General features: G+C 42.5%; 17 protein-coding genes and 1 other annotated feature. Of the genes, 14 read left to right on the top strand and 3 right to left on the bottom strand.

Features of this window, described 5'->3' with window-relative positions:
• Window positions 1–147 precede the first annotated feature (147 nt).
• Together ACQKKK_RS01490 and ysxE are read left to right on the top strand one after the other, a co-directional pair.
• Window positions 148–1,650 (top strand): LysM peptidoglycan-binding domain-containing protein, encoded by a 1,503-nt coding sequence (locus ACQKKK_RS01490; protein WP_427613556.1) that lies wholly within the window; start codon window positions 148–150, stop codon window positions 1,648–1,650.
• A gap of 104 nt (window positions 1,651–1,754) precedes the next feature.
• Entirely contained in the window at window positions 1,755–2,834 is a 1,080-nt protein-coding gene (gene ysxE, locus ACQKKK_RS01495) for a spore coat protein YsxE (RefSeq protein WP_427613558.1), read from the top strand.
• A 57-nt stretch (window positions 2,835–2,891) separates the two neighbouring features.
• Here the strand turns inward: ysxE and ACQKKK_RS01500 are convergent, their stop codons facing one another.
• Window positions 2,892–3,083, bottom strand: coding sequence for a hypothetical protein (locus ACQKKK_RS01500; protein WP_427613560.1), 192 nt, complete (start codon window positions 3,081–3,083; stop codon window positions 2,892–2,894).
• A gap of 238 nt (window positions 3,084–3,321) precedes the next feature.
• Window positions 3,322–3,550, top strand: a binding site (T-box leader).
• 43 nt (window positions 3,551–3,593) lie between these two features.
• Here ACQKKK_RS01500 and ACQKKK_RS01505 point away from each other — a divergent pair.
• The gene (locus ACQKKK_RS01505; RefSeq protein ID WP_427613562.1) at window positions 3,594–6,245 is read left to right on the top strand and encodes a valine--tRNA ligase; all 2,652 of its coding nucleotides are present in this window, start codon (window positions 3,594–3,596) and stop codon (window positions 6,243–6,245) included.
• Between the two features lie 71 nt (window positions 6,246–6,316).
• On the opposite strand, the gene ACQKKK_RS01510 is transcribed toward ACQKKK_RS01505, so the two are convergent.
• Together ACQKKK_RS01510 and ACQKKK_RS01515 are read right to left on the bottom strand one after the other, a co-directional pair.
• Window positions 6,317–7,171: an ATP-grasp domain-containing protein gene (locus tag ACQKKK_RS01510; RefSeq protein ID WP_427613564.1), complete on the bottom strand. Its 855-nt coding sequence runs from the start codon at window positions 7,169–7,171 to the stop codon at window positions 6,317–6,319.
• A complete protein-coding gene (locus ACQKKK_RS01515) occupies window positions 7,140–8,081 on the bottom strand; it encodes an ATP-grasp domain-containing protein (protein ID WP_427613565.1) in 942 nt (313 codons plus the stop codon). The genes ACQKKK_RS01510 and ACQKKK_RS01515 overlap by 32 nt, the downstream gene beginning before the upstream one ends.
• A 98-nt stretch (window positions 8,082–8,179) precedes the next feature.
• Between ACQKKK_RS01515 and ACQKKK_RS01520 the strand changes: the two genes are divergently transcribed.
• The 11 genes from ACQKKK_RS01520 to minD all read left to right on the top strand — a co-directional run bounded on the left by ACQKKK_RS01520 (window position 8,180) and on the right by minD (window position 18,412).
• Window positions 8,180–9,475, top strand: coding sequence for a bifunctional folylpolyglutamate synthase/dihydrofolate synthase (locus ACQKKK_RS01520; protein WP_427613566.1), 1,296 nt, complete (start codon window positions 8,180–8,182; stop codon window positions 9,473–9,475).
• 78 nt (window positions 9,476–9,553) lie between these two features.
• A complete protein-coding gene (locus ACQKKK_RS01525; RefSeq protein WP_427613568.1) occupies window positions 9,554–10,222 on the top strand; it encodes a hypothetical protein in 669 nt (222 codons plus the stop codon).
• 337 nt (window positions 10,223–10,559) lie between these two features.
• Complete coding sequence (locus ACQKKK_RS01530; protein ID WP_427613570.1) at window positions 10,560–11,312, top strand: prepilin peptidase; 753 nt, start codon at window positions 10,560–10,562, stop codon at window positions 11,310–11,312.
• 307 nt (window positions 11,313–11,619) lie between these two features.
• Window positions 11,620–12,585: a hypothetical protein gene (locus ACQKKK_RS01535; RefSeq protein ID WP_427613571.1), complete on the top strand. Its 966-nt coding sequence runs from the start codon at window positions 11,620–11,622 to the stop codon at window positions 12,583–12,585.
• Between the two features lie 196 nt (window positions 12,586–12,781).
• Window positions 12,782–13,351 (top strand): Maf family protein, encoded by a 570-nt coding sequence (locus tag ACQKKK_RS01540; RefSeq protein ID WP_427613573.1) that lies wholly within the window; start codon window positions 12,782–12,784, stop codon window positions 13,349–13,351.
• 50 nt (window positions 13,352–13,401) lie between these two features.
• Window positions 13,402–14,076 carry a RadC family protein gene (gene radC, locus ACQKKK_RS01545; RefSeq protein ID WP_089361663.1) on the top strand — a complete coding sequence of 225 codons (675 nt, stop codon included), beginning with the start codon at window positions 13,402–13,404 and terminating at the stop codon, window positions 14,074–14,076.
• A 148-nt stretch (window positions 14,077–14,224) separates the two neighbouring features.
• Entirely contained in the window at window positions 14,225–15,244 is a 1,020-nt protein-coding gene (locus ACQKKK_RS01550; RefSeq protein ID WP_427613576.1) for a rod shape-determining protein, read from the top strand.
• A 177-nt stretch (window positions 15,245–15,421) separates the two neighbouring features.
• A complete protein-coding gene (mreC, locus tag ACQKKK_RS01555) occupies window positions 15,422–16,291 on the top strand; it encodes a rod shape-determining protein MreC (protein WP_427613577.1) in 870 nt (289 codons plus the stop codon).
• Window positions 16,288–16,806 (top strand): rod shape-determining protein MreD, encoded by a 519-nt coding sequence (gene mreD, locus ACQKKK_RS01560; RefSeq protein ID WP_427613578.1) that lies wholly within the window; start codon window positions 16,288–16,290, stop codon window positions 16,804–16,806. Before mreC ends, mreD begins: the two co-directional genes overlap by 4 nt.
• A 116-nt stretch (window positions 16,807–16,922) precedes the next feature.
• Window positions 16,923–17,606: a septum site-determining protein MinC gene (minC, locus tag ACQKKK_RS01565; protein ID WP_427613580.1), complete on the top strand. Its 684-nt coding sequence runs from the start codon at window positions 16,923–16,925 to the stop codon at window positions 17,604–17,606.
• Between the two features lie 2 nt (window positions 17,607–17,608).
• Window positions 17,609–18,412, top strand: a complete 804-nt coding sequence (gene minD, locus ACQKKK_RS01570) for a septum site-determining protein MinD (protein ID WP_427613581.1) — start codon at window positions 17,609–17,611, stop codon at window positions 18,410–18,412.
• Window positions 18,413–18,452: the final 40 nt, after the last annotated feature.

Raw genomic sequence — 18,452 nt, forward strand, 5'->3', positions numbered from 1 at the left:
GAAAAAGTAAAATCTACTCCTTTTCAATGATTCAGTAAAAATAAGGTCTGGATGGATGCAAATGAAATAAGGAATAATCAGCTTCCTTCTTTCATAGATTGATATTGGTATAGGTACCGTTTCCTGAAGCTGAAAGGAGGAGTTGTCTTGTCGCAAGAAAATGAATCGTATTTACGATTTTCTTTAGAGGAATCCGTTTGGTTCCAGAAGGGACAGGAAGTGGCTGAGCTATTTTCCATTTCCCTGGATCCAAATGTGACGATTCAAGAAAGTGATCAATATGTTTTTATACGAGGCTCGTTAGATTTATGCGGTGAATACAAAGACTCGCAAAATGGTGAGGAAGAGGAGTTTTCGCAGACCTTTTTGCCAAAAGCCGTTCAAAAGGTCGAGAGGCATCCCGATGGACTTACTGAGTTCAGACACCGTTTTCCGGTTGATATAACGATTCCTAATAATCGAATTGCCTCATTAGAGGAGATCGATGTCTCGATTCAAAGCTTTGATTATGCCATGCCTGAGCATAACTGTTTGAAATTGCAGGCGGATTTGTTGATAACCGGAATTTATAATGATTCATATGTGGAAGAACGGTTCGATACGGAGCAGGATGCTGGGGAAACAGAGGAACAAGAAGAAACGGACGGCGAAAACGAGTCATATATTCCATATGCGGCTTCAGTGCCGCCAATCCCGGATTTTCAGCCTGTTTTCCGCGATGAGCAGGAGGAAGAGTTATACACGCCTTTTTCTGCAGAAGCAAAACGGGTATCTGAAGCAAACGAGGAAGAAGAAGAGGAACCAATCTATTTAAGCGATCAGCATAGTGTTCCAGTTTTTGAGATTCCCGTTTCACCATATCCTGAAGAGGAGGAGTGGGAAACGGAAGTGAACAGACAGGAAGAAGCTGAAGCTGTAGAAGAAGCTGTAGAAGTAGAAGCTGAAGCTGAAGCTGAAGCTGTAGAGGAAGAAGCTGTAGAGGAAGAAGTGAATTTTTTTATAGATGATCAGCCTGACTCAGCAGAAGTACCTGTGTCATCCAGGGAAGAGGAGAAGGATGAGGAAAATGTAAGCAGGCAGGAATCCATGGAGAAAGTCGAGACTCCTAGACAGACTTTGATGGAAGAGGAAGCAGTGGAAGAGCCAAATCATGTAATCAACCATATAAGTGAACCAGTTGAGGATAACCCTGTTTCAAATTCCAAAAACGAGGATTTCATCCGGCAGGAAGAAGCTGAGGTTGTAGCGGGGCCTATCCTTAATGAACATGCGAAAAATGAACATGAAGAGGAATCAAATTCGTCGTCCCTAAGCGATCTATTCAAAAAGAAGGAAAGACCAGCGCCGCCAGCTAAGGAAGTTAAAAATTTCAAAGGCAGGAAACAAGCCGTGGAACGTGATGATAAGGAAACGGCTGAACATGATGAAAAGCAGGTTTCCATCATGGATTTATTCGGTCGGAAACAAGAAGAAGAACTGGTAAGGATGAAGGTTTGTATTGTCCAACAAGGGGAAACGCTTGATGACTTGGCTCAACGTTATGATGTTACAGTTCAATCCATACTTTTCAGTAATGAGTTGGAGTCGAACCAGAACGTCCATGAAGGGCAAGTCATCTATATACCAAAGGCTGTTTCGTATAAAAGTTGATCAGGACAGAGAGCAGAGCGTATGGTCTGCTCCTGTTTTTTAGAGCAGCCTGGATGCTAGAGGAATCGAATAATCGGATTGTTGAGTGTTTTTAGAGAAAGTGAGTGAGTCTCGTGAGGGAAAACGAGAATCAGCAGCCTGTTAATCGGGATCGTGACACGGAGACCGTCTTGAAGGAATACGCCATGTATGTACAATATATTGAGGACTTCGGGCGGGTGAAAAAAGTATACAGTGATCGAGGTACATTTGCCTTGAAATCCATGTTGCCGCATAACGGCATTGATTTTATCAGAAATGTTCAAAAACTGTACCATCGAGGCTATAACCGGATCGTTCCCATTTATCAAACGATGGATCAGCGTTACGCCGTTCTTCATAATGGACGTTTGTATTACCTGATGCCCTGGCTGAATAATGAAGGGGATGGGGAGCGCGATGAAAAGCATAAGCAAATGTTCAGGGAGCTTGCTCGGATGCATACGCTGTCCGTTAAGGAAATCCAGGTGGATATAGAAGAACGGGAAGCTCATTATGAGCGGACGTTTGATGCCTGGAATAAAGAGAAGGACTTTATGGATGAGTACATTGTCAGCTGCGAAAAGAAGTGGTATATGTCTCCATTCGAAATGACGGTTTGTTCCTTCTTCACTGATATTTCACAGGCACTGAAGTACTCGATCAAGAAGTTTGAAACCTGGTATGAAAAAACGAAGGAAAGTGAAAAGGTTCGAACCGTGATCACGCATGGAAAGGTCTCTTTGAAGCATTTCGTTTGTGATGAACGGGGATATGGCTACTTCATAAATTTTGAGAATTCGAATACGGCACCGCCTCATTTCGATTTACTGCCATTTCTAATTAAATCGGCCAGGACCTATCCTGTCCAATGCGATGACTGCGTCGACTTGCTATATAACTATTTTCGTTATTTTCCGTTGAAAGAAGAAGAATTGCTGCTCATGCAAAGTTATATGGCTTTCCCTGGATCAGCTTTGGAATTAGTGAAGGGTTATTCCGAAGGCAGGAGCCATCGTTCAGAGCTTGATAATGTTACTCAACTGCAACGGCAATTTTGGCTCCTGAAGAATGTAGAATATATGGTGATGAAAATCGAAGAAATCGAACAGAAGAAAAAGGAGGCTGCCGAGGCTGCCAAAGAAGAGCAATCCCCCCCAAGCTAAAATATACATGATTGGATCATCTCCAGTCATGTATATTTTTTTGCTGTAAGGGAATAATTAAAGCCATTCGAAATATAAAGACAAGGCCAAGAAAACAAAGGCGACTAACAGGAGCATATCGAAGAAAGTAGGGAAAATCAGCGTACGCAATCCTTGGAATACGATAAAGGGGACGATGAACTGCTGGCAAACACCGCGGAATTTTTTCATCCAAGGCGGTAAAGTATAGGGTGTATATCTTCGCTTCATATTATTACCTTCCTTTTTAGGACTTCTTTTATTCTATGAGTGGGTAGTGGGAAAGGTGAAAAAGTCGTCACATTAACTGTTCCTGGAGTATAAAATAAAGAAAATGGCCGGGCAGCGGGAGTGAATGCATGAAATGAGACGCTTCCTGGAAAAAGTAAGCGAAAAGATGATTGACTGGAGCCCCATATTTTTTGTACTATATACTATATGCATTCAATGATTTTACATATGAATATAAATCAATGCAAAGACCGGAAATAGTAAGATGAAATGCACTTTTCAGAGAGGAAACCAATTGGTGCAAGGTTTCCAGGCAGCAGCATCCGAAGTCGTCCGCGAGCAGTTTTCGTGAAAGATCTTAGTAGCGAAGGCCGGTGAAGAGCCGTTATCCGATTTGAGAGCCGAAAGAGATTTTTTTCTTTTTCGGAAAAAAGGTGGCACCGCGAACAACTTCCTTCGTCCTTTTGTGATGATGGAAGTTTTTTTTATGCCCAAAAAGGAGGAAATGATATGGAAGAGAACCAAATTTCGATGCCAACTAAATATGATCCGCAGACGATAGAGAAAGGCCGCTATAAATGGTGGCTTGATGGGAAGTTTTTCGAAGCGACGGGTGACGATAAAAAGGAACCATATACGATTGTCATCCCGCCCCCTAATGTAACAGGTAAGCTGCATCTTGGTCATGCTTGGGATACGACACTTCAAGATATATTGACACGCATGAAAAGGATGCAAGGCTTTGATGTATTATGGTTGCCTGGTATGGACCATGCCGGTATCGCCACTCAAGCGAAAGTTGAACAGAAACTTCGTGCGGAAGGCGTGAGCCGTTATGACCTTGGACGTGAAAAGTTCGTTGAAGAGACATGGAAATGGAAAGAGGAATATGCGAGCCATATCCGTGAACAATGGTCAAAGCTGGGTCTTGGGCTTGATTATACCCGTGAACGCTTCACGCTTGATGAGGGGCTTTCTAAAGCAGTACGCGAAGTTTTCGTCTCTCTTTATAACAAGGACTTGATTTATCGAGGCGAATACATCATCAACTGGGACCCATCAACGAAAACGGCGTTATCCGATATCGAGGTTATTTATAAAGATGTGCAGGGCGCATTTTACCATATGAAATATCCGTTGGTTGACGGGTCAGGTGAAATTGAAATAGCCACCACACGTCCAGAAACGATGTTGGGCGATACTGCGGTTGCTGTACACCCTGAAGATGATCGTTATAAACACCTGATCGGCAAAATGGTTCGCTTGCCAATTACAGGTCGGGAAATCCCGATTGTCGGTGATGATTATGTCGATATGGAATTCGGTTCAGGCGCAGTTAAAATTACTCCGGCCCATGATCCGAATGACTTCGAAATCGGGAACCGCCATGATTTGGAGCGTATCCTTGTCATGCATGAAGATGGCTCGATGAATGAAAAGGCCGGTAAGTATGAAGGCATGGACCGTTTTGAATGCCGTAAACAAATTGTCAAAGACCTTCAGGAAGAAGGGGTGCTCTTCAAAATCGAAGATCATCTTCACTCAGTTGGACACTCAGAGCGAAGCGGTGCTGTAGTTGAACCATATCTTTCGACTCAATGGTTCGTTAAAATGCAACCTCTTGCTGATGCATCAGTTGAGCTTCAAAAAGGGTCTGATGATGAAAAGGTTCATTTCGTACCAGATCGTTTCGAAAAAACGTATCTACACTGGATGGAAAATATTCGCGATTGGTGTATTTCCCGTCAGCTTTGGTGGGGCCACCGCATTCCAGCTTGGTACCATAAAGAAACAGGCGAAGTTTATGTAGGACATGAAGAGCCTGCGGATGCTGAGAACTGGGAACAAGATACAGACGTTCTGGACACATGGTTCAGCTCGGCATTATGGCCATTCTCGACTATGGGCTGGCCTGATAAGGACAGTATCGATTTCAAACGATACTATCCAAACGGGGCACTTGTAACAGGCTATGATATCATTTTCTTCTGGGTATCGCGGATGATTTTCCAAGCTCTTGAGTTCACGGGCGAACGTCCATTTGAAGATGTGCTGATTCACGGTCTTGTTCGTGACGAACAGGGACGTAAGATGAGTAAATCGCTTGGTAATGGAGTCGATCCGATGGATGTTATCGATCAATACGGTGCTGATTCCCTGCGTTACTTCTTATCAACGGGCAGCTCACCAGGTCAGGACCTTCGTTACAGCACGGAAAAAGTGGAAGCGGTTTGGAACTTCTCCAACAAAATCTGGAACGCATCCCGTTTTGCTTTAATGAACATGAATGGCATGACGTATGATGAAATCGATTTAAGCGGTAAAAAATCTGTAGCTGATAAATGGATTTTGACACGTTTGAACGAAACGATTTCAAACGTAACAAGACTCGCTGACCGTTATGAGTTCGGTGAAGTGGGCCGTGTGCTTTACAACTTCATTTGGGATGATTTCTGTGACTGGTATATTGAAATGGCGAAACTTCCGTTATATGGCGAAGACGAAGCGGCGAAGAAAACGACTCGTTCAATCTTAGCTTACGTGTTAGATAACACAATGAGATTATTACACCCGTTCATGCCATTCATTACCGAAGAAATCTGGCAAAACCTTCCACATGAAGGTGAGTCAATCACTGTTGCTGCTTGGCCGGAAGTGAACGAGGAATTGACAGATACAGCTGCAGCTGAGGAAATGAAGCTGCTTGTTGAAATCATTCGCTCCGTTCGTAACATCCGTGCTGAGGTGAACACACCGTTAAGCAAAAAAATCAATTTGATTTTAAAAGCGAAAGACGAGTCCATCTTAGCAACTTTACAGAAAAACAGCAGCTATATCGAGCGTTTCTGTAATCCTGAACACTTGACGATCGGCATCGAAGTCGAAGAACCAGCTCAGGCAATGACGGCAGTTGTTACTGGAGTTGAACTAATCCTTCCGCTTACAGGACTGATCAATATCGACGAAGAAGTGAAACGTCTTGAAAAAGAACTCGACAAACTTAATAAAGAAGTTGAACGCGTACAGAAAAAATTAGGCAACGAGGGCTTCGTTAAAAAGGCGCCGGCGAGCGTTATTGAAGAAGAACGTGCCAAAGAAAAAGACTATAGCGAAAAACGTGACTCTGTGATCCACAGGATCAGCGAACTGAAACAACTGTAAAACAAAAGGATGGACCAGCTATATGCCGGTTCATCCTTTTGTATTTAACGCAATTGATGCCATTCCCAAAATCAAATGTTCCGTTGGGAGGATATACTTTCTTTTATGAATAGGAGGTACTCACGTACGATATTCATGTCACTTAGTGCACTTAATGTCCGGCTGCCGACGACATCCTCGATTTCGTTGAGCATGAGGCTGCCATCTTCGGCAAATATGAAGTCGATTCCGACCAGGCCAAAATCAAATGCCTCGATTACTCTTTCTACAAGGGCTAAATCGGATGCGGTCAGCTCATATAACGAAGCCGATCCCCCTAGCGTGTAATTTGCCTTGAAACTCGAAGCGGATTCCCTAAGTACAGCAGCCTTCACTTTTTTACCAACTGCAAAGACACGGATATCTCTACCGAATAAACCAGGTTTTTGGACAATCCAATTTCCGTCATTCAGTTCGGCCAAATCATCGGCATGCTCGATTAAATAAACTTGTTTCCCGCCGCGGCCACGTGTTTCTTTAGCGATGAAAGGAAACTCCATATCATCGGCCCCCGGCCTTCCGTTGCAATATACGGTATCGGCCATTGGAATCCCCATCGAGGACAAATATTGATGCGTCTTTGCTTTGTCGTTCGCGATTTCGGATACGAAGGAGGAGTTAAAGCAAGCAATCCCCAGTTGCTCCAGTTGCCTAGTAAAAAAAGGATCGATGGTCCGGACGATAGCAAAGTCTGGCAATGAAATTGGCTGTGTCTCACATTCCACGTACAATTCGTTGAAACGGTGGCCGATCTTAAGGTCTTCCCGATGGAGAAAGTGTAAATCAAGATCAAGCTTACTGGCTTCGCCAAGCATCCAATCTATGTATCCTTTATTATTTATGGCATCCTCACGGTTATAAATCAACCAACCCGCTTGTTTTTTCATCAGATGCACTTCCTTTTCCTAATTTGTTCAAGATATAATCGAACATGCTTTCAGCGATGTTGATGCCTGTACATTCATAAATATTCAGTAAATGAGAATTCGAATTCACTTCGCACAAAAGCGGACCCTCTTCACCAAACAGCAAATCGACGCCAGCGAAGTCGGCACCTAGAATCTCCGCACATCGGATGGCGAGTTGTGCTTCTTCCGTGGTGGGTGTATAGGGGGAAGCCTGACCCCCGGCAGTCATATTAGCTCGGAAGTCGTGCTCGGAATGGCGTTGCATCGCTGCTATGACTCGATTGCCGACGACATTCACACGAATATCCCGTCCTTTACTGTGTTCAATGAATTCCTGAATGATAAATGGTTTGTGGCCAAGATTACGGATCGTCTTAAACAACTCATCCTCTGTTTGGATCAAATATACTTGTTCCCCAAAAGAACCGTATGCTTCCTTAACGATAAGTGGATACCCCAGTTCAATACCGATTTGTTTAAAGGCATCCATATTGACCCTTTCAATACCTTCGTACGTAAAGGGTGGAAACAAGGTTTTCGGCATCGGTATGCCATGCCCGGCCAATGCTTGATGTGTTTTTGCTTTGCTGTCGCAAATATCGATCGCTGTACTGCCGTTATATACGGGGATGCCGAGCAATTCCAAATGGCGTGCCAAATGAATGTCTTTATCCATGAACAGAACAAAATCAGGCAGCTTATCAAAGGCTCCTTTAATTAGAGGCACTCCTTTTTCAATGATGGGTATCAGATCTGAATTACGGATAAGGGTTGCCATGATTTCTTTCCTTTCAGCCGCCTCTTTAATGAACAAAGCTAAACTGGAAAACTTATCATGCTGTAAATAGCCGTTAACGACGATCCAACAGTGAAGATCTGAAGGTTTCATGGTAAAACACTACCTTTCATCTAGGTTAATCGTTCATATATTGATAAAATAATATTAACGCATAAGAGCGGTATAAAGAAAGAGGAGGCTCAACGATAATGGTAACAACCATGAAGGAAATCAATCATTTTTTTGAACGGCGCCAAGTTCAATTGGGTATGAATTTTGGCCTATCAAGGATGGAAACATTGTTAACTAACTTAGGTGACCCACATAAGGAGCTTAAGTATATTCACATTGCAGGATCAAACGGGAAAGGATCTACCTTGCAATATATGAAAGAAATCCTTCTAGCTGAGGGGGTACGTGTCGCTTCCTTCACTTCACCTTATTTAATGCGGGTAAATGAACAGCTGAAGATAAATGGGGACGAAATCAGCGATAAGGATTTTATCGCCTCATTCCGGGAGCTGGAGCCGTTCATCCAAGAGATGGACAGTAAGGGGAATGGACCCACTCAGTTCGAAATATTGACTGCAATGGCATTTTCTTATTTCAGCAAAAAGGAAGTGGATTTGGTTTTAATGGAAACCGGACTGGGAGGCAGGCTCGATACAACGAATGTCATCCAGCCGTTTCTTTCGATCATTACCTCGATTTCTTTGGAACATACAAACATCCTGGGTAACACACTAGGGGAAATTGCTTCAGAGAAGGCGGGTATCATTAAAAGCGGGGCGCCGATTATCAGCGGAGTCACCGCATGGGAACCAGCAAAAGTAATCGAAGAAAAAGCGTCTTCAGTAGGCGTGCCTTATTACCAATTAGGTAAAGACTTCCATGTAAGCAATGTAAAGCAAAGTGAACATGGGCAAAGTTTCTCCTTTTCGCTTGGAGACAGGTCCATCGAAAATGTGGAAATGCAGATGTTAGGCCGTCATCAAATGGAGAATGCGGCGCTGGCTATTGCTGCTATCCTATTAGGAATGGAAAATATCGATGAAAAAAGCATCCTTAAAGGAATAAGGGAAGCGAAATGGGATGGCCGTTTTGAAAAAATATCGGATGAGCCATTGGTGATCATTGATGGTGCACATAATCCTGCCGGCATCGACGTATTGATGAAAACGCTAAAAGTGCATTACCCTGAATATAAGTACCGGTTCATATTCAGCTCATTTAAAGATAAAAATTATTCCCTGATGCTTCGTGGACTGGAAACGGAAGCGATTGAAATCATCATTACCGAATTTTTCCACGAACGGGCGGCGGATGCGCACTCGCTTTATGAAAAATGCAGTCATGAAAATAAAAGTATAAACAAGGATTGGCAGGCGGCGGTAAGGGAAGGCAGACGGAAAACAGGGGGAAAAGAGGCTCTTGTCATTACAGGTTCCCTTCATTTCCTTTCACTTGTGAGGGAATTCCTATCTAAATTAAGTGTGGAAGAATGACGTTTTTTAGAGTAGTACCTAAAGGGTATGTGACTTTACTGTTCCGCCTGTCGAATGATCTGTTACTGAGGGTGTAAAATGAATACAATCATTAGTGTTTTCATCGTACTATTTATATTTGCCCTTGTTATCAAACTAGAGGCAATGAATCATAAAGCAAGAGCTGAAGAACGCCCTAAGCTTAATAAGAGAAGTAAGAGAATGGAAACTAGTAGGAATTCCAAGATTGATAAATCCTTGTACTTTTTTCTTTTTGCCCTAACCGTGGATTTGATGATCGTCCTGTTCGCCATTAAGGGCTATTATTTTATACCCGTTAAGTCAACAGGTGATATCTTACCATTATTACTTACAGTGATTGCCTTCTATATGTTAGCAAGAGCGAGGAATTTGGGGAAGTTCTGGGTTATTCTTGTCACAGTTTTGCTCGTACTGTTTTTAGTGATGAAAATTTCTCTATTAAAAACTCCCTATGCATCTGTCAGTTCACCATCTGGAAAAGAAACGGTCATTATAGGACATAGAGATGCCACTTTAGGGGAAACCAATCATTTCTATACCTTTTATCGTAAAACGGCTGTTCCGGGCGTGATGAAAAAAATGAATCAAGGGACGTTGAACATCATGACCAGAGGTACTCTTGAGGGGGATTTGGAAGTATTAGGAGTTGACAATGCTAAATGGATAGATGGTGAGCTGGTTATCTTTTCTTCTGCATATGCAGAGACCCGTTTGGAATTGAACTAGTGAATGATCAACTTAAATAAATGACAGTCTCAAAAAAGGATCTTTATAAGAGGTCCTTTTCTCTTTAAAATAAAAAGACTCTAACAGAGTGATGGACAACAAATCACCAAGTATATTTGTTAAAATATACTTATATATTGATTCTATATCACTAAGAATTTGAACTGAACGCCTCTAATGGGGATGGCGGTTATTCTAGGCAGAGCCAGTGAGGAAAAATAAAATGACGGGAGGAATGAAATACCATGAAGAAACCAAGTGATTATTATATAGCGGAAGGGACTTCTATATTAGGGTTTCAAAGAAAAGCAATCGAATCCTCGTGCACTTTGTATAAATGATGGCTATCCATATCTATCTCTTCGTCTTGGGCTTAATTTTAGGCTCATTCTTTAACGTCGTCGGTTTAAGTGTTCCAGCGGGAAATTCATTTGCGAATCGGCGCTCCGCTTGCCCTTCTTGTGGGCGTACATTGACATTCTTCGAGTTGATACCGGTTATTTCTTATATGATGCAATACGGAAAATGCCGGGGCTGTAAAGCGAGAATTTCCCCCCTCTATCCGTCAGTGGAAATGCTGACCGGTGTTTTGTTTGCCTCAGCTCCCATATTTATTGGCTGGTCGGACGAACTCTGGGTTGGCTGGACATTGATTTCATTATTTATGATCATCTTCGTGTCTGATGTAGCCTATATGCTCATCCCTGATAAAATACTGCTTTTCTTTACGGCGATTTTTACGGTTCTAAGAGTTTTATTTCCGCTGTCGCCATGGTGGGATTCAATTGTCGGGGCAGCGATTGGCTTTAGCCTGCTGCTATTAATCGCTGTGGTGAGTAAGGGTGGCATGGGGGGCGGTGATATCAAACTATTTGCAGTGATTGGCTTTGTACTGGGAATGAAGATGGTCCTGTTATCGTTTCTTTTTGCGTGCTTTTATGGTGCATTCCTTGGAATCATCGGGTTGCTAACCGGAATTCTAAAAAAGAAAACACTAATTCCTTTCGGGCCGTATATCGTTTTGGGGACATTGACTGCTTATTTTTGGGGCGATTCCCTTTTACATTGGTATGTAACTTTTCTAAGATGAGCTTAAAGGACCATTCCAGTTCAAGAGTAATTTGTCAAAAATCACCTGAACGATGAGGCAGTAGGGAACTATCCCCATTTGGCTTCAAGTGAAGATGACATGGAAGAGGTAAATATGTAATTGGTGTGTGGCGTTATTAAACGGTTCATGGACCAGAAGCACCAGTGCCTGGAAGTTCCTTTTGATTAACCAGATATGAATAGGGAAATTTGACGAAACCTATTAATGACAAGACGACAAAAGTCTTGTTATTTTTTTTTTCCTCTATGTTAGGATGAAAAAAATGATCTGGAGGGGAGGAAAAAAATTGGACAAGACGGAAAAAAGCAAAGGCGTCACGATTAAAATAAATGGGGAAGAAAAAGTATTTGCCGATAAAAATAAGATTGAAAGCCAAGAGGCGGCGAGTGAGGAACAGGAACAGCCAGATGAGAGTTTCGAATGGATACTCCCTGAGGATACAAACGAAAACAAGATTGTATTGGCTCCCTCACCGCCAAAGAAGAAAATGCCTAAGCTAATCGGTTTTGGTACTAGTTCGATGAAAAGCCTGGATAATAGACCGATCAAGGCATTCGTGATCGCTGTCATGTGTGCAGTGTTTTTTGGGTCGATTCTTGGCTTGATTGCCGTTAAAACGATTACAAAGGAAAAAGCCGCAGTTTCTTCGGTCGAGACTACGATTCCAAAGGGACCCACTGTTGAAGATAAAAAAGCGGCAGCGAATGAACCAGGAACGCAGCTGAAGACATTTCTTGTACAGGGCGGTGTATTCAGCAGCGAGGATGCGGCAAGGCAAATCCAAAAGAAAATCATTAAAAAGCAGGTTCCAGCTGAAATTTTCAAATTGGAAGACAGCTATTATTTATTCCTGGGATTGGCAGAGAGTCTAGCTGCAAGTAAGGAGTTGGCCTTGTTCTTAAAGTCCTATGATTTGGATGTATATTGGAAGGAAATCAATTTTGAAGCGGCTGGGACAAGCAAGGAAGATGAGAAAACCCTCGACAAGATGAAGGCAGTATATGCTTCATTGGCAGAAACATCTGCAACCAAGCTTCGTGGTAAGGCAGGGAAGGCAAACGAAGAAACCCTGAAAAAAAACCTGGATGAACTGAAGGCAGGGGAATTATCACCGAAGTTTTCAAAAATGAACGATGACCTGACGTCTGCTGCAAAGTCGATTAACGAATATGAGACTTCCCAAAAGGAAGAAAAACTATTGCAGGCCCAGGGAAGTCTTCTTGATTTTTTATTGAATTACCAAAACATATAGGGTTAAGTAAAGAAAAAGGGGAGCTGCCTAATGGGCCAGGCTCCCAATATGAAACTATCAGGTGACACCTTTTTTTATTTTCCGGGAAATACTTTCAGGCTTTTGTCGATTCCTAGTAAACAATAATTGTGGATTGGACCATAATTTGATAGGATAGATATGTATCTCCCTATGTAAAGAAAGGTGACTTTTTATTATGCAGCCATTGATTTTAGCTTCTTCATCACCACGTCGTAAAGAACTTCTACAATTTCTTCAAATCCCCTTTGAAAGCATGAATTCCAATATCGATGAAAGTATTGATGAAAACATGTGTCCGGATGCTGCGGTGAAAGACCTGGCCTCCCGTAAAGCGGAAGCCATCGCAGCGAAATTTCAGGAAAGCTGGGTAATCGGCTCGGATACCGTTGTTGTCCTTGATGGTGAGATATTGGGGAAGCCGGCAAGCCGGGCTGATGGAAAAAGAATGCTGGAAATGTTATCAGGACGGACACACGAAGTATACACAGGTGTTGCCATCCTATTTGGCGAACATCGCAGAGTATTCGCAGAAAAGACGGAAGTGACATTTTGGGAGCTGCCAGAAGCTGAAATCGAACGTTATCTGGATAGCGGGGAACCTTTTGACAAAGCTGGCGGCTATGGGATTCAAGGATACGGATCTCTTCTCGTCAAACAAATCAAAGGGGACTATTTCTCTGTCGTCGGGCTTCCGGTCTCAAGACTGGCCCGTGAACTTAAAGCGATGCAGGCAGAATTAGGATAAACGATTTCCCTCTGGCATCTCCCCTTTTCCAAAGGAAGGGTGGATCAAAAATGTTAATTCGGGATTACCCGAAAGAAGAGAGGCCGCGCGAAAGGTTTCTGCAGGACGGACCGCAAAGTCTATCCAATCAAGAATTGCTTGCTTTGCTATTGAGGACGGGATCAAAGGAAGAATCCGTTCTGCAACTATCGGGCAGGCTCATCAATTCCTTCAAGGGCCTTCGTCTGCTAAAAGAAGCCTCAGTCGAAGAACTTACGGTGATTAAAGGGATCGGTGAAGCGAAAGCGATTCAGATACTGGCCTCTGTCGAACTTGGCAGGAGGATTAACAAATTGAATGATCAAGACCGTTATGTGATTCGATCTCCTGAAGATGGAGCCAATTATTGCATGGAAGAAATGCGGTTTTTGTCACAGGAACATTTCGTCTGTCTCTATTTAAATACGAAAAATCAAGTGCTTCAAAAAACTACGGTCTTCATCGGCAGCCTCAATGCCTCAATCGTGCATCCGCGTGAGGTTTTTAAAGAAGCTTTCAGAAGGTCCGCTGCCTCTATCATCTGTCTTCATAACCACCCCTCCGGAGACCCCTCTCCCAGCAGAGAAGATATTGAAGTGACGAAAAGATTAGTCGAATGTGGTAAAATAATTGGGATTGAAGTATTGGACCATATCATTATCGGGGAACATAAATATGTTAGTTTGAAGGAAAAAGGTTATTTATGACACTATCAAAATTTTTGACGATACGATATAATATTGTTTATGATTTTTAAAAGAGGAAACTTTTTCAAAACTCTTATTGTCAAAAAACGACAAATTATTATTTGAACTTATAAAAAGGCATTTTTGTTTACGAAAGGGAGATACCATAATGTTTGGAATTGGCGCTAGAGATATAGGGATTGATTTAGGAACGGCGAATACGCTTGTATATGTAAAAGGAAAAGGGATTGCAGTACGTGAACCATCGGTTGTAGCTGTTCAAACAGATACAAAGCAAATCGTTGCAGTCGGAAACGATGCGAAAAACATGATCGGCCGTACACCTGGTAACGTGGTTGCCCTACGCCCGATGAAGGATGGAGTAATTGCCGATTATGAAACGACGGCTACCATGATGAAGTACTATATGAAGGAAGCTCAAAAGAAGGGCGTATTCGGTAATAAGCCATATGTCATGATTTGTGTGCCTTCCGGAATTACGGCAGTTGAGCAGCGCGCAGTCATCGATGCAGCTAGACAAGCTGGAGCTCGTGATGCATATCCTATTGAAGAACCGTTTGCAGCAGCAATCGGGGCGGACCTTCCTGTTTGGGAGCCTACGGGCAGCATGGTCGTTGATATCGGCGGAGGAACAACAGAGGTGGCGATCATTTCCCTTGGCGGAATCGTAACAAGCCAATCCATCCGTATTGCCGGTGACGAAATGGATGATGCCATTATCGTTTACATCCGCAAGAACTACAATTTGATGATCGGTGAGCGTACTGCTGAAGCCATCAAAATGGAAATCGGTTCTGCTGGAGACACGGAAGGCGTAGACAACATGGAAATTCGCGGCCGTGACCTATTGACTGGACTACCGAAAACGATCGAAATTACAGCTGAGGAAATATCCAAGGCATTAAGCGACACAGTTTCTGCAATTGTGGATTCCGTAAAAAACACTCTAGAGAAAACACCACCTGAATTAGCCGCTGACATAATGGACAGAGGTATTGTGCTGACAGGCGGAGGTGCTTTGCTGCGTAATTTGGATAAAGTCATCAGTGAAGAAACGCAAATGCCGGTGATCATCGCTGAAAATCCGCTGGATTGTGTTGCAATCGGAACGGGTAAAGCATTGGACCACATTCATCTGTTCAAGACTAAATCAAGAGATTCGCGATAAGCATTACTTCTCAAATAGGGCCGGCTCAACAAAAGGTGCAATTTTGAGCCGGTTTTTCTTATGTTTATCTATTTAATTAAAATCATTTATAGCTGTTTTTTTGTCTGTATGAACAAGACGATTGAGTAAATTTAAGATTAAGATTAAGATTAAGATTAAGATAGAGGTGCAAGCATCATGCCACAATTTTTTAATAAAAAGCTCCTTCTCTTGCTCGTTAGTATTATCGTTCTCGTGGCATTGATCGGTTTTTCATTAAGAGAGAGAGAAGAGTTGACATGGCCGGAGCAATTCCTGAAAGATACAACAGGCTGGGTCGGAAATATGTTTAATAAACCAGTATCGGGTATAACAGGTTTTGTAGGGGGCTTAAAAGACCTTCAAAATACATACGATGAAAACAAAAAATTGAAAGCCCGCTTGGATGAATATGTATTATTGAAAACTCAAGTCCAAGATTTAAAAGAAGAAAATGAAGAACTTCGCGATAATCTCAAAAAAGAAGATGACCTGCGGAAGTATTCACCCACTCAGGCGACGGTCATTGGGCGTAATCCTGACCGCTGGCATGAAATGCTGACGATTAATAAAGGGAAGCGTAATGGGGTAGAAAAAAATATGGCTGTCATAACGTCCAATGGGTTAGTCGGTAAGGTAAAATCTACGACGGATTTCACGGCTTCGGTTCAACTCTTAAGTTCGATCGATAAAGCCAACCGTGTTTCTGCCATCGTTCAAGGTGAAAAAGCATATGGCTTGATTGAAGGCTTCGATGATAAGAAGAACCTTTTGTTGATGAAACGGATACCTTATGATAAAAAGATCAAGAAAAATTCATTGGTCGTCACTTCCGGATATGGCGGGATCTTTCCAAAAGGTTTGCCGATTGGGAAAGTTGTCGATGTCAAAGTGGATCAATATGGATTGAACCAGACTGCATATATTGAACCTGCGACGGATTTTTATGATATTAATAATGTAATGGTCGTTCAGCGTGAAGTGGGCGGTGTACCGAAAGAAAGTGATGGGGAGGATGAAGGTAAGTGAGATATTTCATCCTTTCTTTTATAGCCTTGTTTTTTTTCGTTTTTGAAAGCATCTTTGCCCAGATGTTCGCTGGTGATGCATTCGGGGCCAATAAAATCCTCGTTCCCCATTTCATGATGATTTTCGTTTTTTTCCTGACCATGTACGGATCCAGGAAGATGGGAATGCTTTATGGCGCTATTCTTGGGTTGACTTATGATGTCGTGTATACGGAAATCCTGGGGATTTACATGTTACTGCTGCCTTTTCTTGCTTATCTGATATCGAAATGCATGAAAATCCTGCAAAATAATTTATTGGTTTCCTGCCTTACGGCGCTTTTGTTCACGGCAGTTTTAGAGGTTGTCATCTTTCAGATGAATGTCATCCTTTCTTTTACAGCTATGGGATTCGGTGAATTTGCGAACCGCAGATTGCTGCCGACATTATTATTGAACCTCGCATTCATTATAATCAGCTGCTATCCTTTAAAAAGAATGTTTGAAAAGCTTGATTTGCAAGGAGAAACGGATTAACGTTCCTGTGTCTTACAAAGCAGGTCGAGAATGTATTTTCTCTTTTCCGTGTACGTAGAAAAAGGAAATTTGTTTTCCTATGTCGAATTATATTTCATTGAGGTGAAACAAACGTCATGAATAAAAGAATTCAGCAAAATGTTATGATTAAGGGAACAAAAGACGGGTTTATGCTTCATCTCGATGATTCTTGCTCATTTTCCGAATTATTGAAAGAGTTAGAAGCGAAGCTTTCGGCAAACTATCAGTTTCAAGAAAATGACCCGTCCATTTCCGTAAAAGTACATACAGGGAACCGCTATCTTGATGAAATACAAGAAGAAAAGATTAAAGAGGTCATCCATAAAAAGAAGAAGCTTTTCGTTGATGAGATGATTTCGAATGTCCTGACGAAGGAAGAAGCGAAACGCTGGAAAGATGAAAACCAAGTGACGACCGTGACCAAGGTGATCAGGTCGGGACAGGTTTTTGAAGTCCCTGGGGATTTACTTCTAATAGGCGATGTCAATCCTGACGGAACGGTTCGTGCAGGCGGCAACATATATATCATGGGTCAGCTAAAGGGAATAGCCCATGCAGGATATAAAGGGAATAATGAGGCCATAATAGCTGCCTCTGTCATGAAGCCTGCCCAGCTCCGCATTGCTGGACAAGTGAATTTATCTCCTGACCAATATACAAAATGGGGACATGACTTGGAATGTGCTTTCATGGATGAAGAAGAAAATATCATTATAGAAAAACTGCAGGTTTTAAAGAAATATAGACCTAATTTAAATAGATTAGAAGGGGGTCTCTAATCGTGGGAGAGGCAATAGTTATAACATCCGGTAAGGGTGGTGTCGGGAAAACGACCACCTCCGCCAATTTAGGAACATCTTTAGCTCTTCTAGGCAAAAAGGTTTGCCTGATAGATACGGATATTGGTCTTCGGAACTTGGACGTGATCATGGGATTGGAAAATCGCATTATCTATGATTTGGTCGATGTGGTTGAAGGGCGCTGTAAGATACACCAAGCGCTCATTAAGGATAAACATTTCGAGGATTTGCTTTATTTGCTTCCGGCTCCACAAAACAGTGATAAAACAGTGGTGAATGAAGAGCAGATGAGGAAACTCATTAGCGATATGAAGCCTGACTATGATTATGTCATCATTGATTGCCCTGCAGGCATTGAACAGGGCTTCAGGAATGCCATCGCTGGGGCAGATAAGGCAATCATCGTTACGACTGCAGAGAGACCGGCTGTCAGGGATGCGGACCGTATTATTGGCCTGCTTGAAAAAGAAGAGCATATTGAACCGCCTCAATTGATCATCAACCGGATACGCGGCCATTTACTTCATGAGGATGAAGAAATGGATATCGATGGAGTTGCCGATTTTCTTAAAATTGATTTGATCGGCGTCATTCCTGATGATGACCAAGTCATTGTGGCAGCGAATAAAAAGGAACCCATTGCCTATAACCCGGACAATAGAGTCTCACTTGCCTATCGGAACATTGCCAGAAGGATCCTTGGTGAATCTGTACCCTTGACTCCAATTGGCGGAGAACCAAAAGGCTTCATGTCCAGATTGAAAAAATTCTTTAGCGTGCGGTAAATCTATATTCCATATTAAGAAGCGGGAGCATTTTATGCCC

The organism is Peribacillus sp. NPDC006672 (genome assembly GCF_050274955.1).
Classification (GTDB): domain Bacteria; phylum Bacillota; class Bacilli; order Bacillales; family DSM-1321; genus Peribacillus.